This window comes from Kitasatospora sp. NPDC004799, assembly GCF_040609095.1.
GTDB lineage: Bacteria > Actinomycetota > Actinomycetes > Streptomycetales > Streptomycetaceae > Kitasatospora.
The window spans coordinates 1-24,007 of the sequence record NZ_JBEXJK010000091.1 but is presented as its reverse complement, the minus strand read 5'-3'; the positions used below and the strand labels follow the sequence as shown (position 1 = coordinate 24,007).

General features: G+C 74.3%; 22 protein-coding genes. 9 read left to right on the top strand and 13 right to left on the bottom strand.

Translation table 11 applies throughout. The features are described 5' to 3' along the window. On the bottom strand, window positions 1-1,500 hold a 1,500-nt coding region (locus ABZW03_RS14630), incomplete at its 3' end, for a cytochrome P450 (protein ID WP_355256808.1). A gap of 160 nt (window positions 1,501-1,660) precedes the next feature. Here ABZW03_RS14630 and ABZW03_RS14625 point away from each other — a divergent pair. Then, complete coding sequence (locus ABZW03_RS14625) at window positions 1,661-2,323, top strand: LuxR C-terminal-related transcriptional regulator (protein ID WP_355256806.1); 663 nt, start codon at window positions 1,661-1,663, stop codon at window positions 2,321-2,323. A gap of 21 nt (window positions 2,324-2,344) precedes the next feature. On the opposite strand, the gene ABZW03_RS14620 is transcribed toward ABZW03_RS14625, so the two are convergent. Continuing rightward, complete coding sequence (locus tag ABZW03_RS14620; RefSeq protein ID WP_355256803.1) at window positions 2,345-3,217, bottom strand: SAM-dependent methyltransferase; 873 nt, start codon at window positions 3,215-3,217, stop codon at window positions 2,345-2,347. Window positions 3,218-3,270: 53 nt separating this feature from the next. Here ABZW03_RS14620 and ABZW03_RS14615 point away from each other — a divergent pair, with 53 nt between their 5' ends. Together ABZW03_RS14615 and ABZW03_RS14610 are read left to right on the top strand one after the other, a co-directional pair. After that, window positions 3,271-3,684, top strand: coding sequence for a helix-turn-helix domain-containing protein (locus tag ABZW03_RS14615; protein ID WP_355256801.1), 414 nt, complete (start codon window positions 3,271-3,273; stop codon window positions 3,682-3,684). Window positions 3,685-3,824: 140 nt separating this feature from the next. Continuing rightward, window positions 3,825-4,556 carry a hypothetical protein gene (locus ABZW03_RS14610; RefSeq protein ID WP_355256798.1) on the top strand — a complete coding sequence of 244 codons (732 nt, stop codon included), beginning with the start codon at window positions 3,825-3,827 and terminating at the stop codon, window positions 4,554-4,556. A 9-nt stretch (window positions 4,557-4,565) separates the two neighbouring features. On the opposite strand, the gene ABZW03_RS14605 is transcribed toward ABZW03_RS14610, so the two are convergent. Continuing rightward, complete coding sequence (locus ABZW03_RS14605; protein ID WP_355256795.1) at window positions 4,566-5,945, bottom strand: carotenoid oxygenase family protein; 1,380 nt, start codon at window positions 5,943-5,945, stop codon at window positions 4,566-4,568. Between the two features lie 236 nt (window positions 5,946-6,181). Between ABZW03_RS14605 and ABZW03_RS14600 the strand changes: the two genes are divergently transcribed. Together ABZW03_RS14600 and ABZW03_RS14595 are read left to right on the top strand one after the other, a co-directional pair. Then, a complete protein-coding gene (locus tag ABZW03_RS14600) occupies window positions 6,182-6,799 on the top strand; it encodes a hypothetical protein (RefSeq protein ID WP_355256792.1) in 618 nt (205 codons plus the stop codon). A 50-nt stretch (window positions 6,800-6,849) separates the two neighbouring features. Continuing rightward, complete coding sequence (locus ABZW03_RS14595; RefSeq protein WP_355256789.1) at window positions 6,850-7,383, top strand: EF-hand domain-containing protein; 534 nt, start codon at window positions 6,850-6,852, stop codon at window positions 7,381-7,383. A gap of 66 nt (window positions 7,384-7,449) precedes the next feature. Here the strand turns inward: ABZW03_RS14595 and ABZW03_RS14590 are convergent, their stop codons facing one another. Genes ABZW03_RS14590 through ABZW03_RS14570 form a run of 5 tightly spaced genes read right to left on the bottom strand, consistent with a single transcriptional unit; the run spans window position 7,450 to window position 11,729 of the window. Continuing rightward, window positions 7,450-8,100: a thiamine pyrophosphate-dependent enzyme gene (locus ABZW03_RS14590; RefSeq protein WP_355256786.1), complete on the bottom strand. Its 651-nt coding sequence runs from the start codon at window positions 8,098-8,100 to the stop codon at window positions 7,450-7,452. Then, entirely contained in the window at window positions 8,097-8,612 is a 516-nt protein-coding gene (locus ABZW03_RS14585; protein WP_355256783.1) for a thiamine pyrophosphate-binding protein, read from the bottom strand. Before ABZW03_RS14585 ends, ABZW03_RS14590 begins: the two co-directional genes overlap by 4 nt. Continuing rightward, window positions 8,609-9,406 (bottom strand): alpha/beta fold hydrolase, encoded by a 798-nt coding sequence (locus ABZW03_RS14580; RefSeq protein ID WP_355256781.1) that lies wholly within the window; start codon window positions 9,404-9,406, stop codon window positions 8,609-8,611. The genes ABZW03_RS14585 and ABZW03_RS14580 overlap by 4 nt, the downstream gene beginning before the upstream one ends. A gap of 29 nt (window positions 9,407-9,435) precedes the next feature. Beyond that, the gene (locus ABZW03_RS14575) at window positions 9,436-10,785 is read right to left on the bottom strand and encodes a hypothetical protein (protein ID WP_355256774.1); all 1,350 of its coding nucleotides are present in this window, start codon (window positions 10,783-10,785) and stop codon (window positions 9,436-9,438) included. After that, window positions 10,782-11,729, bottom strand: coding sequence for a hypothetical protein (locus ABZW03_RS14570; RefSeq protein WP_355256771.1), 948 nt, complete (start codon window positions 11,727-11,729; stop codon window positions 10,782-10,784). Before ABZW03_RS14570 ends, ABZW03_RS14575 begins: the two co-directional genes overlap by 4 nt. A 451-nt stretch (window positions 11,730-12,180) precedes the next feature. Between ABZW03_RS14570 and ABZW03_RS14565 the strand changes: the two genes are divergently transcribed. Continuing rightward, the gene (locus ABZW03_RS14565; protein ID WP_355256768.1) at window positions 12,181-14,010 is read left to right on the top strand and encodes a non-ribosomal peptide synthetase; all 1,830 of its coding nucleotides are present in this window, start codon (window positions 12,181-12,183) and stop codon (window positions 14,008-14,010) included. Between the two features lie 30 nt (window positions 14,011-14,040). After that, a complete protein-coding gene (locus ABZW03_RS14560; protein WP_355256765.1) occupies window positions 14,041-15,087 on the top strand; it encodes a TauD/TfdA family dioxygenase in 1,047 nt (348 codons plus the stop codon). 82 nt (window positions 15,088-15,169) lie between these two features. Here the strand turns inward: ABZW03_RS14560 and ABZW03_RS14555 are convergent, their stop codons facing one another. The 4 genes from ABZW03_RS14555 to ABZW03_RS14540 form a co-directional block, all read right to left on the bottom strand. Beyond that, window positions 15,170-16,417 (bottom strand): MFS transporter, encoded by a 1,248-nt coding sequence (locus ABZW03_RS14555; protein ID WP_355256762.1) that lies wholly within the window; start codon window positions 16,415-16,417, stop codon window positions 15,170-15,172. A gap of 16 nt (window positions 16,418-16,433) precedes the next feature. Then, window positions 16,434-17,585, bottom strand: a complete 1,152-nt coding sequence (locus ABZW03_RS14550; RefSeq protein ID WP_355256759.1) for a GNAT family N-acetyltransferase — start codon at window positions 17,583-17,585, stop codon at window positions 16,434-16,436. A 61-nt stretch (window positions 17,586-17,646) separates the two neighbouring features. After that, window positions 17,647-19,002 (bottom strand): DUF6002 family protein, encoded by a 1,356-nt coding sequence (locus ABZW03_RS14545; RefSeq protein WP_355256756.1) that lies wholly within the window; start codon window positions 19,000-19,002, stop codon window positions 17,647-17,649. A gap of 293 nt (window positions 19,003-19,295) precedes the next feature. Next, window positions 19,296-20,036, bottom strand: coding sequence for an ADP-ribosyltransferase (locus tag ABZW03_RS14540; RefSeq protein WP_355256753.1), 741 nt, complete (start codon window positions 20,034-20,036; stop codon window positions 19,296-19,298). Window positions 20,037-20,233: 197 nt separating this feature from the next. Here ABZW03_RS14540 and ABZW03_RS14535 point away from each other — a divergent pair, with 197 nt between their 5' ends. Then, the gene (locus tag ABZW03_RS14535; protein ID WP_355256750.1) at window positions 20,234-21,214 is read left to right on the top strand and encodes an AraC family transcriptional regulator; all 981 of its coding nucleotides are present in this window, start codon (window positions 20,234-20,236) and stop codon (window positions 21,212-21,214) included. A gap of 78 nt (window positions 21,215-21,292) precedes the next feature. On the opposite strand, the gene ABZW03_RS14530 is transcribed toward ABZW03_RS14535, so the two are convergent. Then, complete coding sequence (locus ABZW03_RS14530; RefSeq protein ID WP_355256747.1) at window positions 21,293-22,267, bottom strand: alpha/beta hydrolase; 975 nt, start codon at window positions 22,265-22,267, stop codon at window positions 21,293-21,295. 318 nt (window positions 22,268-22,585) lie between these two features. Here ABZW03_RS14530 and ABZW03_RS14525 point away from each other — a divergent pair. After that, a partial coding sequence (locus tag ABZW03_RS14525) for a helix-turn-helix domain-containing protein (RefSeq protein ID WP_355256745.1) occupies window positions 22,586-24,007 on the top strand: 1,422 nt, incomplete at its 3' end.

The window sequence follows — 24,007 nt, the reverse complement described above, 5'->3', positions numbered from 1 at the left end:
GCCGAGCACCTGGACGTGCGTGCCGGGCTTCACCTCCGCCGTGCTGTACCGGACCGGCGCGGCCTGGGCGTCCCCGGCGGCGGGGGCCTGGACGGGCGTGCGCCGGGCGAGGCCGAGGGTGAAGCCGTCGGGCTTGACGGTGAGCGTCTGCTTGACGGTCAGCCGGTAGTCGGCGTGGTCGATCAGCCGGTAGCGGTGGACCAGCATGCCGAGCAGCATGACGGCCTCGTGCAGCGCGAACTGCCGTCCGATGCAGGCGCGTTCGCCGGTGCCGAAGGGCTTGAAGGCGTGCGGCGAGCGGGCCTCCTCGCGCTCGGGGTCGAACCGGGACGGGTCGAACAGCTCCGGGTTGTCGCCCCACGCCGGGTCGCGGTGCAGCACCGGCGTGGTGACGAAGACGGTCTCCCCGGCGCGCAGCGGGATCCGGCCGCCGAGCAGGGTGTCCTCGCGCGCCTCCCGGCTGAACGCGGGCGCCGTCGGCCACAGCCGCAGCGCCTCGTTGAGCACCTGGCGGGTGTGGCGCAGCCGTCCGACGTCCTCGTAGGAGGGCTCCGGGTCGGCCTTGGCGCCCCAGAGCTCGTCCACCTCCCGCTGCACCTGCCGCAGCACGGCCGGGTGCTTGAGCAGGTAGTACAGCGCGAAGGAGAGCGCGCCCGAGGTGGTCTCGTGGCCGGCGATCAGGAAGGTGATCACCTGGTTGCGGATGTTCTCGGCGTCCAGCCGGGTGCCGTCCGAGGGGCGGACCGCGCCGAGCATCAGGCTGAGCAGGTCCTCGGCCGGGCCCTGGACGCCCTCCCCGGCGCGGGCGGCGATCACCTCGTCCACCACGGCGGCGAGGTAGTCGGTGTCGGCCCGGAAGGCGGCGTCGCGCTCGCGGTGGTCCGCCTCCGGGTCCCGGGTGAGCTCGGTCATCGCCCAGTCCAGGCAGCGCACCATCGCCTCGACGAAGGGGTGCGGCTCGTCCCGCTCGAAGGAGCCGAAGTCGAAGCCGAAGCCGGCCAGTCCGATGGTGTCCAGGGTCATCCGGGTCATGTCCCCGGGCACGTCCACCGGCAGTCCGGCGGCCTCCCGGCGGTCCCAGGAGTCGATCAGCCGGCGGGCCACCCGCAGCATCACCGGGTGGTAGGTGCGCATCGAGCCGAGCGCGAAGGCGGGCATCAGGATGTCGTGCGCCCGGGCCCAGTTGGGCTCGTCGTTGTAGGCGGTGAACAGGCCGTCGCCGGCGAACCGCCGGACGTTCTCCAGGGCCGGGCTGACCGACTTGGTGAACCGGGTCTCGTCGGCCAGCTCCTCCACCAGCTCCAGGCTGCTGACGACCAGCAGGTCCCGGCCGTGCAGCCGCTGGACGAAGGCCGGGCCGTGCTCTCTGGCCAGTTCCATGGTGCGCAGCACGGGGGCGGCGAGCGGCGGCGCGGACGAGATGTCCACCAGCGGGACGGCCGGGCTCCCGCCCCCGGCCGTCGGCCCGTCCTCGGTCACGCTCTCCACGGTGTCGGTCATCGGTGTGCCCCTCCCACAGCTGGAAACTTTCGGCTTCCCCCACTGTGCGCCCACCGGGCCGGGGCCCGGGCCGCGGTCACTACATGATTGTGTAGTACCCGATGGGTTCGCGGGCTTGCCCACGGTCCGTCAACTCCGGCTCACGGGAGGAGAACGACACATGCGTACGACCGAGGGCTGCGGCCCCACGCCGGGCAGCGGGCCGGACGCGGCGGTGATCTGGCGCAACCGGGCGCTGCGGCTGCTGGACCACGTGCCGCTGCCCATCGCGGTGTGCGAGTACGGCGGGCGGATCCTGATCGCCAACCGCGCGATGGCAGCCGAGTTCGGCCGCTTGCCGGGCCAGTTGCGCGACCGTAGGATCCTGGAGTTCTTCACCCTGCGGGACAGCGGCACCCTGGAGGCGCTCGCCGAGGCCGTCCGGCTGCACCGGCGCTCGCAGTACCCGGCCCGGGTGTCCTGGACGCCCGCCGACGGCCGCCGGCGGTACGGCGAGATGACCGTCGCCCTGGTCGGCGACACCCCGGAGCAGACCCCGAGCCTGCTGCTGTCGCTGAACGCGGCGGAGCCCGCGGGCGAGGACCCGCCGCCCGGGCCGCAGGCCGGGGCCAGCCCGGTCGAGGCCCGCATCCTGGCCGCGGCGGCCCGGGGCGACACCACCGCGCAGATCGCCCGGGAGATCGGCGTCACCCCGGACGGGGTCAACTACCACCTGGCCCGGCTCTCCCGCCGCTGGCGCGTCCCCAACCGCACCGCCCTGGTCGCCCGGGCCTACGCCACCGGCGTCCTCGCCCCGAACACCTGGCCACCCCGCCCGGCGTGACCCTCCGTCATGCCGCCCGCGTCAGTGCGCCGCCCGCCGCTCGGCCTCGAGGAACGCCGTCGTGCTGGCGGGGTTCGGCAGCGGGCGGCCGTGGGCCTCGGCGAGCCGGACCAGGGTGGTGACCTCCGGCGTCCAGCCGTGCTCGTCGAGCCACGCGTCGGTGCCGGGGCCGAGGCCGCCGCGCCACAGGCCGGTGACGTGGGCGAGCGCCGGGTCGTGCGGTGTGCGGCTCACGTCGCGGCCCTGTTCCAGCAGCAGGCGGCTGCCCGGGGCGGCCAGGCCGGCCACCGCCGTGAGGAGCCCGGCCGCCTCCTCGGGGGTGAGGTAGACCAGCAGCCCCTCGGCCAGCCAGACCGAGCGCCGCGCCGGGTCGAAGCCGGCCGCGCGCAGCCGCTCGGGCCAGCCCGGGTCCAGCAGGTCGGCGGGCAGGGCGGTGCGCTCGGCGTGCGGCGCGGCGCCGAGGCCGTCCAGGACCTGGTCCTTGAAGGCCAGTACCGGGGCCAGGTCGAGCTCGAACACCCGGGTGCCGGACGGCCAGTCCAGCCGGTACGCGCGGGTGTCCAGGCCCGCCGCCAGCAGCACCACCTGGTCGGCGCCGGCGGCGAGCAGCCGGTCGTCGTAGAAGCGGGTGCGCAGGGTGCCGTGGGCGACCAGGGCCCTGGCGAGGTCGCTGCCCGCGGCGGAGGGCTCCAGCGGCAGGCCGGCGGCGGTGACGAAGGCGGCGGCGTACGGGTCGACGAAGAGCGGGTCGGGGCGGGCGCTCTCGAAGGCCCGCACCCGGGCGACGGACAGGGCGGTGCGGGAGACCGGGCTGAGCGGTTCGGCGGTCGGGCGGGGGGTCGGGCCGGGGGTCGGCTCGGGGGTCTGGTCGGGGGTCTGGTCGGAGGTCGTCATGCCCGGCAATCTACATCGCTACCGATGCATCGGTGAAGATGTATTCTGCGGGCATGGACGGCGTTCAACTCCTCAGACTCGGCAAGCGGTTGACCGAACTCGGCCGGGCGCTGATCACCGACCCCGCCTCCGAGCACCTCACCGCCGGGGAGATCGCCGTGATCTCCGACGTGTTCCGCCACCCCGCCGCCTCCGTCCAGGAGATCCGGGTCCGCACCGGCTTCGCCCAGAGCCACGTCTCGGTCTCCGTCGCCCGCCTGCGCGAACGCGGCCTGCTCGACGCCTCCCCCGACCCCGCCGACGGGCGGCGCACCCTGCTGACCGTCTCCGAGCCGGCCCGGCGCGCCATCCACGCGCACGTCGCCCGGCCCGCCGAGCCGGTCATCGCCCGGGCCGTCCCGGACCCGGAGAAGGCACGGAGGGTCACCGAGCTGCTGGACGAACTCGCCGGCCTGCTGCTGCCCTGACCCACCGCCGGGCTCCCGGCTTCCGGCCGATTTCCACAAGTCGGCTACAAAGCACTCCCGTTGCTCCCCCAGCGCGGCCGACTCCTGCCATGATCCCGGCTGGACCCGGGAGGCGCCCGGGAGTGGGCCGAGGGGGTGCGATGGACGCGCGGAGCAAGGTCGCCGGCGGCGACGGACTGCGGGACACGGCGGAACTCCGGGACCGGCCGCGCCGGGAACGCGGGTTCCGCCGGGCCGCCCGCCTCCTCGTGCGGGTCCTGCTCGTCCTGACCGGTCTGGCCACCGTCGCCCTCGGCTTCGCCCGCTACGTCGACACCTACGACGAGGCCGTCGCCTACCGCGACGCGCCCTCCTGCACCGCCCTCGGCACCGCGCCCGCCACCGACTGCAACATCCACGAGACCGGGCGGGTGACGAGCAAGAAGGCCAGGTGGGACGGCGAGTCCTACAGCTACGAGGTGACCCTCTCCCGCGAGACGGTGCCCGCGCACCTCTACGGCGTCACCGAGGGCCTCTTCAACAGCGTGGCGGACGGCGCCGACGTCGACGTGACCGTCTGGAACGGCCGCGTGGTCGAACTCTCCCACCGGGGCCACCGCTCCCCGGTCGCCTACCCGCCCTGGGACACCGCCGTCGAACTGGCCCTCCTGATCGGCGCGGGCTCGGCCCTCCTCGTCTTCGGCCTGCTCTCGGGCCACCGGGACGGCTGGATCGTCCCCGCCGCCGCCTGCCTCTTCCTCGCCTTCACCACCTTCATCGGCGGCCCCGTCCTGATCATCAACCAGTTCTCCTTCGGCCTCACCCTCGCCCTCCCGCTCATCGGCTGGCTCCTCATCACCGCCGCGGCCACCGCCGTCTCCTGGGAGTACTGAGGCCCGCGCTCAGTCGGGGTCGGGGATCCAGCTGCCGTGGAAGCCGGCCGGGACCCGCACCGGCAGGTGGACGGCGGCGAGCGGGGCGCCGGTGAAGTCCTCGGCGGAGAGGACGACGAGGTCGCTCGCGCCCCGCTCGGGGTCGTGGACGTAGGCCAGCAGGTAGCCGTCGTCCTCGCCCCTGGCGCCCTCCCGGGGGACGAAGGAGACCTCGCCCGTGTACCGGCCGGCGCCGAACTCCCGTACCGTACTGGTCCGCTGACGCAGGTCGTGCTTGATCAGCGCGTCCCCGGCGGCCTCCGGGGTCAGGGCCTCCAGGGCGCCCGCCGCGGCGAAGTGGCGCAGCAGGTCGGTGGCCACGGTGGAGTAGCCGTACCGGTGGGCGCCGCCGACCACCGCCGGACTGACCGCCGGGAACTCCTGCGGCCGGTCGTCCAGCCGGGTCTCGGTGACCCGGCCGGAGACGGTGTCGACGGTCCAGCGGTCCAGGGTCGGGCTGCTCTGGCCGTCCACCGCGCCACCGGCGAACATCCTCGGGTAGCGGACGACGTCGACGACGACCCGGTCGCCGTCCTCGTGGGCGTTCAGCGTGTGGTAGACGAAGCAGGGCTCGACCTCGTACCAGCGGACCTCGGTGCCGTCGCGGGGCAGCAGCCCGATCCGCGCGCCGCGGGTCTCGTCCCAGACCGCCGGGTACGTCCTGCGCGCCAGGTTGTCGGCCGCGCTGACCCGCCCCGCGAGGTCCAGCACGACGGCGAAGTTCCGGGTCAGCGCCATGTCGTGCACCACCGGCTGGTGCGGGACGGGGACGTCCACCGCGCGGACCACGGCGCCCTGCGGGGAGAGCACCAGGTGCCGGAGCCTCTCGCTGTCGTCCCGCTGCCAGGTGATCGCGTGCAGTTCCCCGGTGACCGGGTCGAGCTTGGGGTGGGCGGCGAACCCGTCGGGCAGCGTGCCGCAGAAGTCGCTGGCGCCCACCGTCTCGATCTCGTAGGAGAGTTCGTACGGACGGAAGCCGCCCTCGACCAGGGCGAAGGTCCGGTCGGCGTGGCCGATGACATGGGTGTTGGGCGCGACGTCGGCGATCCGCGGCGCGGCGCCGGGGCGCGGCCGCTCCCCCAGCGCCTCGGCCACGGCGGCGCTGCGCACCAGCCGGTTGCGGTACCACCTGGCCCGCCCGTCGAGCAGCCGCACCCCGTGCACCATGGCGTACCCGGCGAACAGGTGCCGCGGCCTGGGGTCCTCCGGCCGCATCCCGTTCGGCCCGTTGCGCAGGTACCGCCCGTTGAGCTCCGCCGGGATCGTCCCGGTGACCGGCAGGTCGAACGCGGTGACTTCCTCGCCCACCGGCGTGTAGGCACCGGTGAACGGGTTGGTGACGGTGGACACCGCAGACTCCTCCAGGCCGCTCCGACGGCCGCCGCACCCGTGCGACGGCCCATCCGGCCCAACGACCCACCCCCGCCCGGGTGACGGCCGGGGACCACCGGAGCGGACGACGAAGCCGGTCGGACCGGTGCGCCTGGCGAGTCGTCCGGGCGGGAGCGGCTCCGCCGTCGATCATGACCGTGCCGGTTGAAGGACCCCCTCGCCGGACACAGACCGAGGACGACGGGAGAACACCCATGAGGATCGCTGTCCGCGCCGCCGTGCTGACCGCCGTACCGCTGCTGGCCACCGGCCCGCTGTTCGCCGGGGCCGCGGCCCACACCGCTTCGGCCCGCACCGCTTCGGCCCGCACGGCTTCGGCCGACGACCCCGCTTCGGCCCGTGCCGTCGCGGCCGAGCCCACGACGGACGCCACCTGCGCGCTGAAGGGCCACGGCGTCTTCACCTCCGCGGTGGACCCGGGAGGGACCAACGTGTCGCTGCCCGACACCCTGGTCATGACCGGGACCGTGGAGTGCGTGGACGCCGCCGGAGCGCCCACGACCACCGGGACCTTCGCGCGGACGGTCACCATGCCGGCCACGGAATGCACCGGCGACGAACACGGGGACACCTCCACCACCGACGTCAGCTGGACCGACGGAACCGCCTCCACCTTCCGCTTCGACCGGACCGACGTCGTGAAGGTGAACGGCACCGCCTCCCTGGTCGTCTCCGGAGCCGTCACCGCCGACAGCGCGCGCTTCGCCGGTGACACCGTCAACGCGATCGGCAGCAGCACCGGCGCCGGCTGCGGCACCCCGGCCGGCGAGACCGAGCTCGACTCGGTCCTCGTCCTCCGCCTCACCCACTGAACTCCCGCCCCACCACCAACCCGCCGAACGACTCCCGAGGACGACCCGACATGACCCTCACCCGGACCGAGCCGCAGCAGCCCCCGGTCGACCCGACGCCCCCGAAGGCCCGCGTCTACGCGATGCTGGACACCGACGGGGACGGCATCGCCTCCCGCCACGACTACTTCGTCCGCATCGACCGGGCCCAGCGGGCGACCGGACGCGGCGACGACGACCCCCTGGTCGTCGCCGCGCGCGCCATGGGCGAACGGGCCTGGGCCGCGATGGACGCCGACGGCGACGGCGTGATGACCTACCAGGAGTACGCCGCCTGGGTGGACGCCGAGAAGTTCGACACCGTCTGCCAGTACGCCCTCGGCGCCCTGTTCGACCTCGCCGACGCCGACCGGGACGGCTCCCTGGACCGGGCGCAGTTCACCACGCTGCGCCGGGCCCTGGGCAACCGGGCCGACAACGCCGACGCGGCCTTCGACGCGCTGGACCGCGACGGCGACGGGCGCGTCGGCCGCCAGGAGTACCTCGCCTCGATCCGCGCGTACGTCACGGGCGAGGACTCCCCCATGGGCGCCGCCCTGTACTGACCGGAGCCGCGTCCGGAACCGGCCGGCCCGCCCAGGGCTACCCGCCCAGGGCCGGCCGGCGCGGGCCTACTCCGGCGGTGCCGGGAAGCGGGATCCGCCCGTGACGGACCCCGCGAAGCGCGCCGCGACGCCCGGCAGGTCCGGGGTGACGCGCCCGCCCGGCGGGGCGGCGTCCGGCTGGACGGGGCAGCGGATGAAGACGGCCGAGTCGGCGGCGAGCGCGGAGCAAAGAGCCGCGCGCAGGGCGGGGCGGGTGGTGGCCTCGCGCACCGTCCGGTAGCCGCTGGCGGCCGCCAGGCCGCCCAGATCGGCCCGCCGGCCGGGGGTGGGCTGCCCGCCGGTGGAGGCGTAGACGCCGTCGTCCAGGACGACGTGGACGATCGGCAGGTCCGGGTCCGCCCCCACCGCGAGCAGCGTGGCGGGGTTCATCAGCAGGCTCCCGTCGCCGTCGACGACGACGGTGGTCCGCCCGGAGCCCATGGCGACGCCGGTGCCCACGGACAGGGCCAGGCCCATGGAGCCGGTCATGTAGAAGTGGTTGGGCCGGTCGTCCAGCGCGGCCGCGACCCGGGAGGCGAAGCCGGTGGTGAACACGGTCGGGACGCCGGGTGCGCAGGCCAGCACCTCGGCGATGGCCGCGGACTTGTCGAAGGGCTCATCGAGCGGCTCGTCGAAGGGTTCATCGGGGCGCACGGACTTGTCGGAGGGCACGGTCACGCTTCCCAGTCGAATTCGTCGGGTCGTACCAGCAGGGCGCGGCTGCGGCGCTCCTCCAGGACCGACCGCCGGGCGGCGCGGACCTGTTCGTCGGCCCGCCGGCCGCTGAGGTAGTCGCTCTCGATGCCGAGGCCCGCCAGGATCGGTTCGGTCAGCCGGCCCATCGCGAGGTTCTCCGGCGTCGGGTCGGGCGGCGTCCCGCGCATGCTGACGATCAGCAGCAGCGGGATGCGGTAGGGCACCACCAGGGAGGCCAGGGCGTTGACGGACTGCCCGAAGCCCGAGTTCTGCATCAGCACGGTGGCGGTGCCGCCGGCCAGCACCACGCCCGCCGCCATGGCGACCGCGTTGTCCTCCCGGGCCACGACGTGGTAGTCGGCGCGGTCCTCCAGGGCGGTGAGCAGCGGGGCGAGCACGCCGCAGGGCGTGGCGAAGTACGGGCCCATCCGGTGGGCGACCAGGGCGTCGCGGACGGCGACGGCCGAGGTCGTGGTGGTGGTCGCGGACGTCATGTGCCGGTCCCTTCCGCGGGGCCGGGCGCCGCCTGGCCTGGCGCCGTCCCGATGGCCCGGACGACGGCCGGAACGACGTCGCGGGCGTGGTCCCGCAGGTAGAAGTGGCCGCCCGGGAAGACCCGCTGGTCGAACCCACGGGTCGTCAGGTCGCGCCAGGCGTCGGCGTCGTGGCCGGGCAGGCGCTCGTCCGCGCTTCCCCGGAAGACGGTGATGGGGGTGTCGATCCGCGGCGGTGACGCGCGGTGGTAGCGCTCGATGAGCCGGTAGTCGGCCCGGATCACCGGGAAGAGCAGCTGCCGCAGGTCGGGGTCGTCGAGCACGGCCCGGTCGGTGGCGGAGAGGCTGCGCAGTTCGGCCAGCAGGGCGTCGTCGTCCTTGGTGTGCACGTCCCCCCCGACGTGGCGGTGCGGGGGCCGGCGGCCGGAGACGATCAGCCGCCGGGGCGGGTGGCCCTGGGCGGCGTGGCGCAGGGCCACCTCGTAGCCGACCGCCGCGCCCATGCTGTGACCGAACAGGACGAGGCCGGGCCCGGCCGCCGGGTGCAGCACGGCCGCGATCGCGTCGGCCATCTCCTCCATGGAGTCCACGCAGGGCTCGTCGATGCGGTCGTGCCGGCCGGGGTACTGGACGACGGACAGCTCGATGTCGTCCGGGAGCAGCGGCGCCCAGTCCTGGTAGGCGGCGGCGGTCCCGCCGGCGTGTGCCAGGCAGACCAGGCGGACCGGGGCCGACGGCCGGGGCCGGGGTGTGCGCAGCCACCGGGACGGGTTGCCGGACAGCGCTGTGGTCATGTCGCGTTCCTTGTCGGGCCGGCCGGCGGTCAGACGGGCAGGGCGACCGACGGCAGCGCGCCGTTGCCCTGGATGGTGGTGACGCCCTCGCGGCCGGGCGGCAGGTAGCGCACCAGGCAGCCGCCCGGCTCGCCGTCGAAGAGGAAGGGGCTGAGCACGGGGAAGACCTCGGTCTCGTAGGTGCTCTCGCCGCCGGCCTCCCGCAGCTCCATCCGGTAGGGCACGGGCTCGACGTACTCCTGCGCGATGTACTGCCCGGTGCTCAGCGCGGTGTCCAGGGTCGCCCGCCAGGTCGCGTCGTCGGTGTGGCGGCCGAGGACGACGCCGTGGCTGCCCAGCCCGATGGCCGGCTTGAGGACGAAGTCCTCCCGTTCGGCCAGCAGCAGTTCGGGCAGCGGCCGGACGGTGCCGTGCCGGCTGACCGGCCGGTCGGAGACCGTCCGGGTCCAGGGCAGGTACCGCTCGACGAGGGCGCGGTCCTCGGCGGTCATCCACGGCCGGCCCTCCGACACCCAGCCGAGGACCTTCTTGTTGGCGACGAGGTAGGCGGTCTGGGAGGCGATCAGGAAGCACTCGGCGTCCAGGGCCGTCCGCATCGGCGAGAGGTCGATCCCGAGCCGGGTCCAGTCGTAGATGTTGAAGTGCCGCAGGCCGAGCCGGTAGCGGAGCCCGTTCCCGCCGCCGGCCAGGCCGAGGCCCTCCAGCAGCCGCTCGGGTTCGAAGTACTCCGCCTGCAGCCCGCGGCTGCGCAGCGACTGGACCTGGATGTCGAAGTAGCGCGTGGTGCGCACCGCGTTGAACTCGCGCAGCGCCCCGACGATGGCGACCGCGGGGGGAAGGCCCAGGTCGCGCGCGGCGCGCACGAAGAGCTGGTCCCGTACCGCGAGCGGGTCGGGCGCGGCACCGAAGGGGGCCACGTCGGCGCCGCCGTAGGCGGCCTTCCAGACCGCCGAGTGCACGGAGGTCTCGACGACGCCGCCGATCCCGGAACCGATGTTGAACTCCAGGAACTTGGGGCCGGTCGCGCCGACCGCCACGTCCGGACGGGTCATGCACGTCGCGTACGCCTCTTCGAGCGGCCCGCGCACCCAGAGCGGGTAGTTCGCCTCGACCGCGCCCAGCTCGCGGAGCCTGCCGTGGAAGTCGGGGGCGCTGTCGAGCAGAGCGCGGCGCAGCAGCCGCAGCAACTGCCGGGTGGCGTCGAAGAGTTCGGTGTAGCGGGCCTGCGGCAGCACGACCGGGTTCATCGACGTGGTGTTCGCCGGGTAGTCCAGGTCGTCCAGGGTCCGGGCCAGGTGTTCGGTGAGTTCCGGCACGGCCAGCCTGGACTCGGCCGGCAGCTCCGGGCTGCCGAACCAGTTCTCCTCGGACACGTTCACTGGTTCCCGTCCTCGAATTTCCGCCGGATCCAGCCGAAGAAGGCGTCGGCGAGCGTGGTGAGTTGCGGTTCCGGCAGCACGGTGAATCCGGCGCTGGCCGTGCTCCATTCGTTCAGCACCGGGCCGGAGTCGGTCATCAGCCAGTCGATGCAGAGGTACTCCGCGTCCAGGCTGCGGGCGATCCGGTGGCACAGGTCCTCGACCTGGAGGTGGTCGTCGGTCACCTCGGACGAGCCGCCCTGGCTGACGTTGGCGAGGTAGCCGCCCGGCCGGGGGCGGCGGCTCAGCGAGGTGACCACGCGGCCCTCGACGACGTACACCCGCATGTCCGCGCTGTGCGGCAGGTAGGGCTGGACGATGTGGCCGGTGCCCGTCATCGCGACGAGGTCGATCGCCGAGACCAGCTGCTGGTCGGAGTCGATCTTGAGGACCCCGACGCCCATGCCGAGCTCCCGCGGCTTGACGATGTAGGGGCCGGCGCCCAACTCCCGCTCCACCTCGGGGACGACCCGTCGGGCGAACTTCCCGGGGGGCACCGCGACGGTCCTCAGGGTGGGCACGCCGAGGCCGGCCGCGTGCTGCAGCAGGGCGAGCTTGTCGCGCTCGAGGTAGTCCGGCCCGCTGATCGACCGGTTGAGCAGGACGGAGTCGCTGCCGCGGATCGTCCGGTAGATCGACCGCATGTGCTGGAGGCCCTGCGGCTCCATGCTGAGGTCCTCGACGATGTAGCACTGCCGGGTCTCCAGCAGGTTCTCGCCGCGGTAGCGCAGGACGGGCCCGTCGAGGCAGGAAACCGTGATTTCGCCGGCCCGGAGCGGGCGGAAATCGAAGTCCGCGCGCTTCGCCAGGGGGAGGTAGCGCCGGGTGATGCTTTCCTCGAACCTCAGGGCGTCTTCGAATTCCAGGTCGTCGTCTTGGTAAATCCAATTGATGACGCCGTTCAAGAAGGTCCTCCCCGCGTGACCATGTCACATCCTTTCCTTCGACGACCATGGAACACCATGCGTCCACCGGGGGGCAAGGTGTTCTGTCATGTTCCTGAGACTCGGCGCTGTCGGCAATGTCGCTTTTGACCGGTGACGGTGTCCGCATTGCGGTGGAACCCGGCCCGGGCGTCCCGAAGTGCCGTACCGGAAGCACCCTTGCCAAAGGTTCGGACGTCTGTCATTAATGGCGGTCGACCCGTGCACCACGGCTGCCCGTCGGACTCCGGCCGCCGACATCGAGCCACAACCGCCGATGAGCCTGGCCCCGTCCGACGTCCGGGCGCACGCTGGAGCACCGCCCCGGGACACCGTGACGCGGACGGGTCGTCATCGCGCTTCCTCCGCGCGTCCGCGCCCACCGGGCGGCCTGCCTTTGCCGGGCGACAGACCAGAGTCGAGAGGCAATCCCATGAACCGCGCCCTGTTCGCCCACGAGCTGCTGGAGTCGCAGGCCCACCGGAGCCCCGCGGCGACCGCCGTGCGCGAGGGTGGACTGACCGTCAGTTACGCCGAACTGGACGGACGGGCCAACCGGCTCGCCCGCCTGCTGCGGGAGCGGGGGGTCGGCTCCGGCAGCCTCGTCGCCGTCGCGCTGCCCCGCTCCGCCGAGCTGATCGTCACGCTCTACGCGGTGCTCAAGGCGGGAGCCGCCTACGTCCCCCTGGACGTGGACCACCCGGCGGCCCGGGTCGCCGCCGTCCTCGACGACGCCCGGCCCGTCCTCCTGGTCACCGCCGGACCGTTCGCGCCCGGCACCCCCGTCGCCCGGCTGGGCCTGGACGAGCCGGGGACGGCGCGGGCCCTCGCGGCGCTGCCGGACGGCCCGCTCTCCGACACCGAACGCGGCCGCCCGGTCCGGCCGGAGGACCCGGCCTACGTCATCCACACCTCCGGGTCGACCGGCCGGCCCAAGGGCGTCGCCGTCCCCCACCGGGGACTGGCCGCCTACCTGGGCTGGTGCCTCGACGCCTACCCGGGGCTGTCCGGCGAGGCGCTCCTGCACTCGCCGGTCTCCTTCGACCTCACCGTCACCACCCTCTTCGGCCCGCCGGCGGCGGGTGGCACCATCCAGGTGGCCGACCTGTTCGAGCGGCCCGGCGGTGCGGACGGCGCGGCCCCGGGGGCCGAGGCGGTCCGGCCTCCGGTCACCTTCCTCAAGCTGACGCCGAGCCACCTCGCGCTCCTGGACGCCGTCCCGTCCACCGCCCTGCCCACCGTGGACCTGGTCGTGGGCGGCGAGCAGCTGCTCGGCGAGCAGCTCGACGAGTGGCGCCGGCGCGCCCCGGGCACCACGGTGACGAACGAGTACGGCCCGACCGAGGCGACGGTGGGCTGCATCGTCCACCGGCTGGCCCCGCAGGACGAGCTGCCCGGCGGCCCGGTCCCGATCGGTCGGCCGGCCCCCGGGGTGCGGGCCTACCTGCTCGACGACCGGCGCGAGCCGGTGGCCGACGGCGCGGTGGGCGAGCTGTACGTCGCCGGGGACCAGCTGGCCCTCGACTATCTGAACCGCCCGGAGCTCACCGCGGAGCGCTTCCCCACCGACCCGTTCGGCCCCCCGGGCGCGCGGATGTACCGGACCGGGGACCTGGTCCGGCGCGGCCCGGACGGCGGCCTGGTCTTCGTCGGGCGGGTCGACCACCAGGTGAAGATCCGCTCCCACCGGGTGGAGCCCGGCGAGGTGGAGGCCGTGCTGCTGGCAGCCCCCGGGGTCGCCCAGGCCAGCGTGTGCGCCGCGCCCGGCCCCGGCGGGCTGAGCCTGGTGGCGCACGTGGTCCCCGAGCGCGGTGCGGCCGGGGAGGCGGCGGGGCTGGCCCGGGCCCTGCGGGAGTTCGTCGCGGACCGCCTCCCGGCGTACCTGGTGCCGTCCGCCGTCGTGCTGCTCGACACCATGCCGCTGACCCCCCAGGGCAAGGTGGACCGGGACGCCCTGGTCGCCGCCCTGTCGCCGGAGGTCTGGAACCAGGCACCGGCCCCGGCCCCGGCCCCGGCCCCGGCCGACGAGCCGGCCACCGAGACCGAGCGGCTGCTGGCCGGCCTGTGCGCCGAACTGCTCGGCGTCGACCGGGTGGGCCCGGTCGACAACTTCTTCACGCTCGGGGGGAACTCGCTGCTCGGCATCCAGCTCTCCGCGCGGGCCCGGCGGGCCGGGATCGCCCTGACGCCGACGGACGTCTTCCGGGCCGGCACGGTCCGGAGGATGGCCGCCCGCGCCGACGAGGCCGCGCCCCAGAGCTGACCGTTCACCAACCAAGCGGAGGGAACCGCCGTGCCGCACGACGCATCACCGATCCCGGAGCTCGGGCCGTACACCGGCCGGATCGAGGGCTCCGACGCCACCCGGCTGGCCGTCTACGAGGCCCGCGACGCCGGAGCGGCACCGCCGCAACCCGTCGAGGACTGGGCCGCCGAGCACGCTTCCGCGCTGACGCAGCTGCTCGACACCGTCGGCGCCGTCCTGGTCCGGGGCGCCGTGGCGACCCCCGAGCAGCTCTCGGAGGTCGGCCGGCGCCTCGGCGGCGGGCTCCTCTCCTACACGGAGCGCTCGACCCCGCGCAGCGTCGTCGGCGGGGGCGTCTACACCTCGACGGAGTACCCGGCGTCGGAGACGATCACCCAGCACAGCGAGAGCGCCTACGCGAGCGTCTTCCCGTACCGGCTGTACTTCGCCTGCCTCCAGGCCGCCGAGACCGGCGGCGAGACGCCGATCGCGGACGTGCGCGCCGTCGTCCGGCACCTGCCGTCCGACCTGGTGGACCGCTACCGGCGGCTGGGCGTGGCGTACTCCCGGTCCTACCGCGAGGGCATGGGCCTGACCTGGCAGGAGACCTTCCAGACCGAGGACCGCGCCGAGGTGGAGCAGTACTGCGCCCAGCGCGGCATCGAGATCGAGTGGACGGACTACGGGCTGCGCACCCGGCAGCGCGGCGAGGCCCTGGTGACGCACCCGCGCACCGGCGAGGAGTGCTGGTTCAACCAGGCGCACCTCTTCCACGTCTCCAACCTCCCGGCGGACACCCGGGAGGCGCTGACCGAGCTCTTCCCCGAGGAGGAGCTGCCGCGCGCGGCCTCGTACGGCGACGGGACGCCGATCCCCGACGGCGAGATGGACCGGGTCCGCGCGGCCTACGAGGCCTGCACGTACGCCTTCCCCTGGCAGCGCGGGGACCTGATGGTCGTCAACAACCTGCTGGTGTCGCACGGCCGGCGCCCGTACACCGGCGACCGGCGCACCCTGGTCGCGATGAGCGGCGAGGTCACCGTGGCGCGGCGCCCCGACGGCACCCCGGTCTTCGACGGGAAGGCCCTCGCCTGAGGGCAGCAGGGCCCTGGCCTGACGCGCGCAGGGCCCTGACCGAGGCGGTCAGGGCCCTGCGCGGGAGTTCCGGTCCGGCCGGCTACGCCTCCGGGACGGCGCCACGCAGCCCGCGCAGCCGCACCACCCAGACCACGGCCGCGGCGAGGGTGATCGAGACGACGGCGGTGGCCATGCCGGCCCGGATGCCGGCGGCCACCGTGACGCTGCTGGCCACCAGCGCGCCGAGCGGCACGCCCAGGCCGGAGGAGAGCATCCGCCGGGTGGTGTTCACCCGCCCCTGGAGCGCGGGCGGGGTCACCTCCTGGGAGTAGGTCATCGTGTTGACCACGACGACGAGGTACGCCGAGCCCCACACCGTCAGCGCGGGCACGGCGATCCGCCAGTCGGTGGTGAGGACGACCACGAGCCCGAGCAGCGCGCCCACCGGCAGCACCCAGAGCAGCAGCGGGAAGGCCTCGAAGCGCCGGCGGAGCCTCGGCAGCAGGAGCGAGCCGCCGATGCCGCCGGCGCTCCAGGCCATGAACAGCAGGCCGATCCGCCCGTCGGAGCCGTGGATGCCCAGCACGCGGTCGGCGAAGACGACCAGCTGGCCGACGATGGCGCCCCCGGCGAAGGACTGCAGCGTGCCGACCACGGTCAGCACCCGCAGCGTCGGGTGGCCGGCCAGGAAGCGCAGCCCCTCCCGGACGGACTCCCGCAGGCCGGGCCGTACGGCCGCCGCACGCTCCTCGCGAGCGGCGGCGGTGCCGGTGACGGCCCGGATGAACAGGGCCGACACCACGAAGCTCAGGGCGTCCAGCGCGAGCGTGCCGGCCGGGCGGAACAGCGCGATGAGCGCGCCCGCGAGGGCGTTCCCGGCGATCCGGACGACCGTCTCCGCGCCGTAGATCGCGCTGTTGGCCTGCGCCAGGCTCTCCTTGCCGACGATCTCGGGGACGAACCCGTACACGCCCGCGTCGAAGAAGAGCGAGAGGCTGGACGCCAGGAACGCGACCAGGACGATGTGCCCGACGGTCAGCACGCCCAGCGCCCAGGCGATCGGGACGGAGGCCAGGCACAGCGCGCTCAGGCAGTCCGCCGCGATCATCAGGGCGCGCCGGTCCACCCGGTCCGCGATGGCGCCCGCGACCAGGCCGAAGGCCAGGTACGGCAGGGTGTCGGCGGCCGCCACCAGGGAGACCAGCAGCGGCGACCCGCTCTGCTGGAACACCAGCACGGGCAGGGCCACGGTCGTGATGGCGCTCCCGAGGCCCGACACCGCGCGGGAGGCCCAGAAGTTCCGGAAGCCGGGTGTCCGCCGCAGCGGGGCGGCCTGGGGGGTCGACATGAAGGTCACCGCCTCCTCAGCGCGCGAAGAACGCGTCGAGGTCAACCTGCCGGACCCGGTCCACCCCCGGGGCCTTCGCGGAGAAGTCCAGCCGCGGCGGCCGCTGCCCGTCGTGGAAGTAGACCGCCTCCAGCAGGCCGTCCGCGGTCTCGGCGAGCGTCGGGTTCGCCACCAGGTAGTCCCGCACCTCGGGGGTGTCCCGGCGCGCCCGCAGCCACAGGCGCTTGTCCCCGAAGTGGTTCGGCGGCATGATCACCCGGGTGCCGAAGCGACGCTTCCACTGGAACGTCCCCTTGCTCAGGAAGGGTTCGGTGCCCTGGAAGTCGAGGCGCCGCACGCCGTTCTCGGCGCACCAGCCGATCAGCAGGTGGTAGATCGCCTTGAACGCGCCGCTCTCGTAGTGGGCCGCGTCGCCGCCCCGCACGCCGAGCAGGCGCAGCGTCAGCACGCCGGTGGGCTCGTCCCAGTGGCAGAGCGCGCCGCCGATCCGCTCGCCGTCCTGGGTCAGGACGAACATCCGCCCGGTCCGGAACAGGCACTCGTAGGCGGCGTCCTTGGTCTCCGTCCGTTCGCGGGCGCCGTGCCGCTCGAACATGGTGGGGCGGTAGAGCCGGTCGTAGAACTCGTCGAACCACGCGGGCGAGGTGTTCAGCTCCCAGCCCCACCCGTGCCGTCGCATGTCGCTGTTGAACTTCTGCCGTTCGCGCTTCGATATCGCCTGGCGGGCCCGGTCGGGGCTGCCGTCGAAGTCGATGACGAAGTGCACCCGCATGGGGATGACCAGGGACGCGGTCTTCGGCATCCGGTGCGCCAGCGAGGCGCTGGTGCCGACGATGGCGATGTCCGCGTCCGGTACGCCCTCCGGGGTCCTCAGCTGCCGTCCGGTCACCTGGCCGGTGCGCCGCGCGGCGGCCTGCTCCGCACCGCCCTCGCGGCGCAGCTCGGTGAACTCCAGGGTGTAGGCGAGCCCCTCCTTCAGCCCGGAGTAGCCGACCGACAGGCCGGCGAGGTCCGAGCGGACGGAGGGGAACACGGCGCCCCGGCGGGTGTCCCAGTGGTCCCGGAGGCCGGTGACCAGCGGGTTTCCGCTGTTGCGCCAGTGGTATCCGGCGTGCATGCGCACCCGCTGGGGGAAGCCGGCACGCGGAGCGGGCGGTGCTGTGGGCAAGGGGAGCTCACCTCGGTGCTGAGGGCGGGCGGACGGGTACGGGGGCCGGGGCCGGGTGCGGTCAGGCCCGCACGGTGGAGAGGGCCACCCGGTGGAGCGCCGGGACGTCACCGACCGGGTGGGTGTCGTGGACGCTCAGGCCCTCGAAGTCGCGGACGGCGTAGCTGCCGGAGCCGTGCACCAGGATGTCCTGCTCGGTGATCAGGCCGCGGTCGATCCCGTTGAGCACGCCGACCACCGCCATCACCAGCGACCACTCGCGCAGCTCGCGCGGATCGGCGGGCAGCCGCACCTCCGCCTCGCCGAGCAGGGCGCGCACCTGCGCGTAGCGCTGGAGGCACTCGGCGAGCGAGACGACCAGCCCGCCGCCGCCCTGCCGCTGGATCAGCTCGTTCATCCGGGGCGAGGTCACGGGGTTGCGGGTGTAGAAGGTGGGGTCGAGCGACTCCGCCGGGTCGAAGGTGGCGGCCGGGAAGCGCGGGTCCTGCTGCTGGACGAAGAGCCCGGTACCGGCGTCGCGCGTGTACGCGGGGATCTTCCCCGGGTCGGTCGAGCCGTGGTACAGGCTCAGCACCATGTCCGGCGCCCCGAGGTGCTGGACCAGGAAGTAGCGGGGGTCGGGCGTGCCGGTCCGGTCCGCCTCGGCCAGCCGGGTCCGGCCGTAGGCGTGCCCGAGGAGGCCGTAGGCGCTGGAGACGGCGTGCGCGTGCAGCCGCGGCCGGCCCGCCTCCGCCGGGAAGAACTCCGCCTCGGCGAGCGCGCGCACCACGTCGGCGGCGAGGTAGTTCTCCAGCTGGAGGGTGTACCAGAGGTGGGTCTTGTGGACCTTGGCCAGCTCCTCGGCGTGGGCGTCGACGAACCCCCTGGCGATGTCCTTCACCTCGCCGGGCGTCCGGTCGCCGGCCAGGACCGCGATCGGGTTGCGGGCGCGCAGGTACGGGTCGGTGAACAGCTCGGTGCGGCGCAGCTTGCCGACGGAGCTCTCGGGGACCAGCACGACGATGTTGAGCTGGTGGGCCTCGACCAGGCCGCACTTGATCGCGCGGAGGACCGCGTCGCGCAGCGCGATGGCCTTGTTCGCGGAGGACGGGGTGACGATCGTGACGCTCTCGCCGGTGTCCTGGATGAAGCGGACGGCCCGGCCGACGATGACCAGCGAGGCGAAGGTCTTCGTCGTCATGGTGGCCGGATTGCGCATCAGGTCGAGCAGCGCCAGGCTCCGCCCGTCGTAGGACGGCATCGGCGTGCCGGCGATGTCCGAAACGGAGAGGAATTCCCGGACGGCCGGTGTGAGAAGGGGCAGCTCGACGCCGGGCGTGAATTCGGCGGGATTTCCGTTCCCGCCGTCGGACAACAGGTCTCCCAGCGCCCCCTGGACCTGTTCGTAATAGCGGGAAAGAGCATTGGTGATCAGCATTCGACGCCCCCTCGACGACCTCTACGGCACAGCAGCGGAACGGACTTCCGGGTGGATGCCGACGGAAGCCCGTGCCGCGTGCGTCATTTTCTTCACTTAGGACTCCGAGTCGGGAGCACCGGGCGGATTCCGGAGGATTCGCCGCCTGTCGGACCACCTCGCCGGGCGGCTCCCGCCCATTCGGAATACTGCTGCCTTGGCCGAGGACGGTCAACAAGATCCGCATGTGACGCAGGTAACAGAACCCCGCCCCCGCTCCGCCCCGCCGCGCGCCGCGGCGGGGCGGCCCGCGGTCAGTGCAGCCAGGGCCGGTAGTGCGGGTTGTCCACACAGCCGGACTCGACCAGCGAGGCGGTGGCGCGGTCGACCGGGCAGGCGCGGCGGATGAAGTGCCGGTCCACCCCGCCGGGGAAGGCGACCTCCACCTGGTCGGCGTACTGGTGCCGGTCGCCGATGGTCGCGTTCACGTCGATGCCGCCGGGGGCGTCGATGACGTAGTCCCAGGGCACCTTCTTCCACTTCTTGTACAGCTCGGGGTCGTAGGTGGTGCTGACGAACGGTGAGGGCTGGTTCTTCAGGACGTAACTGGTGATGTCGTGCTGGCCGTTGACGTCCTTGGGGCCGAAGCCCTGCTCGAAGATGACGGACGGGTCGCGGCCGTCCGACCGGAAGAGCGGGTGGCAGTCCTTGCGCCAGTGCGGCGCGGGGGTGATGCGGGGCACGTCCACCTGGCGGTCCACGGCGGCGTACAGCGGGTCCGGGCCCTCCGGGAGGCTCTCGAAGACGACGGCGGGCAGGGTGACGGCCGGTCGGGCGGCGCAGTCCTCGGCGCGCAGCTCGGCCTCGTCGGCGAAGGCGATCCGGCGGCCGTCCAGGAGGATGGCGACGGCCTCGGTGCCGAGTTCGCGGACGACCACACCGTCGCACTGGGGGCCGCTCCACAGCGCCTCCCCGCCGGGGTCGAGGCAGCGGAACGGGGCGGCTTCGGTGGCGGCCGCGGGAGCGGCGGCGGCCAGGCTCCCGGGGGTGAGCACGACGGCACAGGCAAGGGCAACTACACTGGCGGCCATGCGAATTCGCTTGTTGATCACGACCGCTACCCTGGCCGTCCGCGCGCCCCCGGGCAACGTGACTCACTCGATCGAGGGCGTGTCCGCGCTGCCGGTCGACGTTCTCGACCGCCCCGCGGCATGCGGCAGAATGGCGGAAGATCGTTTTCCTGGGAGTCCGTGTGCTGCTGCTCGACCTCGACACCGTGCCGCCCCGTGAGCGGGTGGACGCGTTCCACCACGCGCTGACGGATTCGCTGGTGCCCAACGACGTCGCCCACGAGGAGCCGGAGAGCGGCATCCACGCGCGCATGGAGCTGTGGCGCGTGGGCGGACTGGACTTCTTCGCCACCCGGAACACCGGCTTCGAGGTACGGCGGACGGACCGGCACGTGCGCCACCACCGCAGCAGCCCGATCGTCTCGGTCTCGCTCCAGCCCCGCGGGGTCCACCGGGCCGAGGTCGCGGGCCGGCAGCAGCTCCTGGGCGCGGACGACATCTGCGTCTTCCACGAGCTGTCGCCCCGGGTGTACGGCTGGTCCGGCGACGGGGCGTCCCAGTCCGTCATGTTCGACATGCACCGCCTCGGCGTGCCGGTGGACACGGTGGTGCGGGCCTCGCTGCAGCTGCGCGCGAGCCCGCTCCACGACCTGGTGCTGCAGCACCTGCGCGGGGTGTGGCGCGATCCCGGGCGGCTGGAGGGCGACCCCGGCGCGGAGGCCCTGGCGAACGCCACCACGGAACTCGTCCGCGCCCTGCTGCTCTCGGCCGCGCACGCCGAGCAGACCGTCGAGGCCAGGTCGACGATGGACGAGACCCTGGTCACCCGGATCATGGCCTACGCACGGGCCCACCTCGCGGACCGCGACCTGACGCCGGAGCGGATCGCGGCGGAGCACGCCGTCTCGCTCCGCCGGCTCTACACCCTGCTCAGCGGGGCGGGGATCAGCCTGGAGCAGTGGCTCATCGCGGAGCGGCTCGGCAAGGCCCGGCGCATGCTCGCCGCCGCCCGGTACGACCGGCTGACCGTCGCCGCGGTCTCCGCCCGGTGCGGGTTCAGCAGCCCCAGCCACTTCAGCCGCCGTTTCCAGGCGGCGTACGGGGTGTCCCCGAGCGAGTGGCGGCGGCTCGGCGGCGTGCTCCCCGTCGACGGGCCCGGGTGACCGGCCGGGACGGCGGGCGCGGTCGGGCGCGCACGGTCGGGCGCGCACGGTCGGGCGGGCGCGGTCGGGCGGGCGCGGTCAGGTGTGCAGGGCGGTGTGCAGGGTGTCCGTGATCTGGATGCGCGCCGCCCTGGCGGCCTCCGTGCCGCGAAGCGCGTCGAACAGGACGAAGCCGTGGATCGTGCCGTGGTAGCGCACCGACACCACCGGGACGTCCGCCTGCCGCAGCCGCGCCGCGTACGCCTCGCCCTCGTCGCGCAGCACGTCGGCCTCGGCGGTGACGACGAGCGAGGGCGGCAGGCCGACGAGCCACCGGAGCGGCGCGCGCAGGGGTGAGACCTCGCCCCGGGCGCGGTCCCGCGGGTCCGGCGCGTACTGCCGCCAGTAGTCCCGCATGGCGGCGCGGCTCAGGAAGTACCCCTGCGCGAACCGGCGGAAGGAGGGGGTGTCCAGCGCCGCGTCCGTCACCGGGCAGACCAGCACCTGGTGGCGGAAGCGCGGGCCGCGGCGCCGGCCCGCCACGAGGGTGAGCGCGGCCGCCTGCTGGGCGCCCGCGCTGGCGCCGACGACCGCGATCCTGGCCCCGTCCAGTCCGCACCCCGCGCCGTGCCGGGCGATCCACCGGGCCACGGCGTACGCCCGCTCGACGGCGCCCGGGTGGCGGGCGTGCTCCGGCCCGTCGTACTCGGGGACCACCACGGCCGCGTCCGCGCCGAGCACCAGGTCCACCACCAGCTGCCGGTGCGCGTGGGCGTCGGTCAGCATCCAGCCGAGCCCGTGCAGGTAGAGCACCACCGGCAGCGGCTCGGCGGCACCCGCGGGACGGAGGATCCGCACCCGGACGCGGCTGCCGTCCCGCCCCGGCAGCGCCAGCCACTCCTCCTCCACCTCGTGGTCGTCCCGCCCGCCGCCGTTCCAGAGGGCCGCCATCCGCGCCCGCGCCGCGGCGCCGCCGGCCTGCGCGGCATCGGGCCACGGGCAGGACGCGAGGAAGGCACGGGTCTGCCACTCGAGGACGGGCGCCTCCCCGGGAACTCGACCGTCTTCTTGCACAAGCACTCCTCCCCGGGGGCGGCCCACGGCGACCCGACCGTGCCGTACGACCGGAGCGACCCGACCGGGCGGCACAGCCGGGCGCCGGGCCACCGGAGCAGCCTGGGGCAGTTCCGCACCGGATGCACGACCGCCCGGCGGTCCCCGCAGGCACAGGCAAGAACCGTGCACGGTGGGGCATCGCACCGGTGTCACCGTGGCTCCAGGAGATGCGGGACCGGAGCGGTCCGGGTCCGGGGCCGGCGCGTGCGACGCCGGTACCGGACCCCGGCCCACCGGTCCCGCGCCGCGGAGAGACGACCACGAAGGAGGACTGCCATGACCGGACAGCTGCGACGAGCCTCCGTCGGCAGTGCTGACCTGGGAGAACTGATCGAGGGACTCGCGGAGTCGCTCCAGCGGTCCGTGGCCCTGACCGACCCCTCGGGCAGACACATCTGTTCGAGCCGGCACTTCGACGACGCGGACGGGGCGCGCCTGTTCAGCCTCCTGCAGGGACGGACCAGCAGCGAGGTCGGCCGTCACATCGTGGAGCACGGCGTCCTGCGGTGGTCCAGGCCCGGCTTCCTCCCGGGCCGGGAGGACCTCGGGCTGCTCCCCCGCTACTGCGTGCCGCTGCGGGAACGCGGCCACTTCCTCGGCCTGCTGACGGTCATCGCACCGGAGGCGGCGCTGCCTCCGGAGGCGACCGAGGCCATCGCCCGGGCGACGCCCGCCGTCGTCGGCCAGCTGTACGCCGACCGCCTCGCGGCCGACGCCGACCGGGCCGAGGAGCAGGAGCTGCTGCTGTCGCTGCTGGGCTCCGGCCCCGCCGCGCGCGCCGAGGCCCGGACCCGGCTGCTGGACGGCGCGCTGCTCCCCGACGCCCCCCACGCGGTGGTCACCGTCGTGCAGGTGGCCCGCTCCCGGGTGGCTCCCGGGCAGGTGGCGAGCGCGCTGCACGAGGTGCTGGACGGGTTCCGCCGGACCGGGCCGGCGGCCGGCGGACCGGCGTACGGCACCTTCGCGGTCACCTCGCACCGGGCCGTCCTGCTCCAGCTCGCCGACCGGCCGTTGCCGGAGGAAGCGCTCCGGGAGCAGTCCACGCGCATCCTGGAGGCGCTCGGCGCCCGGCTGGACGCCTCGGCCGATCCCGTCGTCGGGATCGGCGGCCGGCAGGCGGGGCTGGCCGGCGCCCGGACCTCCTACGAGCAGGCGCTCGTCGCGGTGCGCGCGGCACGCCGGATGCCCGGGCTGCAGGGCATCGGCTCCTGGGCGGAGCTCGGCGAGTTCGCGGTGCTCCTGCAGCTGCCGGACCGCGCCCTGACCGAGTCACTGCTCCCGAAACCGCTGCGCGTCCTGCTGGAGTCCGCCAACGGCCCCCGCCTGGAGGCGACCCTGCGGTGCTTCCTCAACCACGCCGGCTCGATCCCCCGGACCGCCGAGGAGCTGCGGATCCACCGCACCTCGCTGTACTACCGGCTGCGGCAGATCCAGGAGGTCACCGGGCTCGACCTGGACAACGGGGCGGACCGGATCGCCCTGCACCTGGGCCTGCGCGTCCGCGAACTCCTGCTCTCGCTCGGCACGTTCGGCGACGGCGGCCCCCCGGAGGGGCGGGAGCGGGGTCGGGCCGCCACGCCGGGCGACGGCCCCGCCGAGCGGACGCGCGGCGCCGATCCGCAGGGCCCGCCCGGTGCGCGCGCCCACCAGGAACGGCGGGTGCCGCCGCAGCGGACGCGCGCCCGGGGCGGTCGGGCC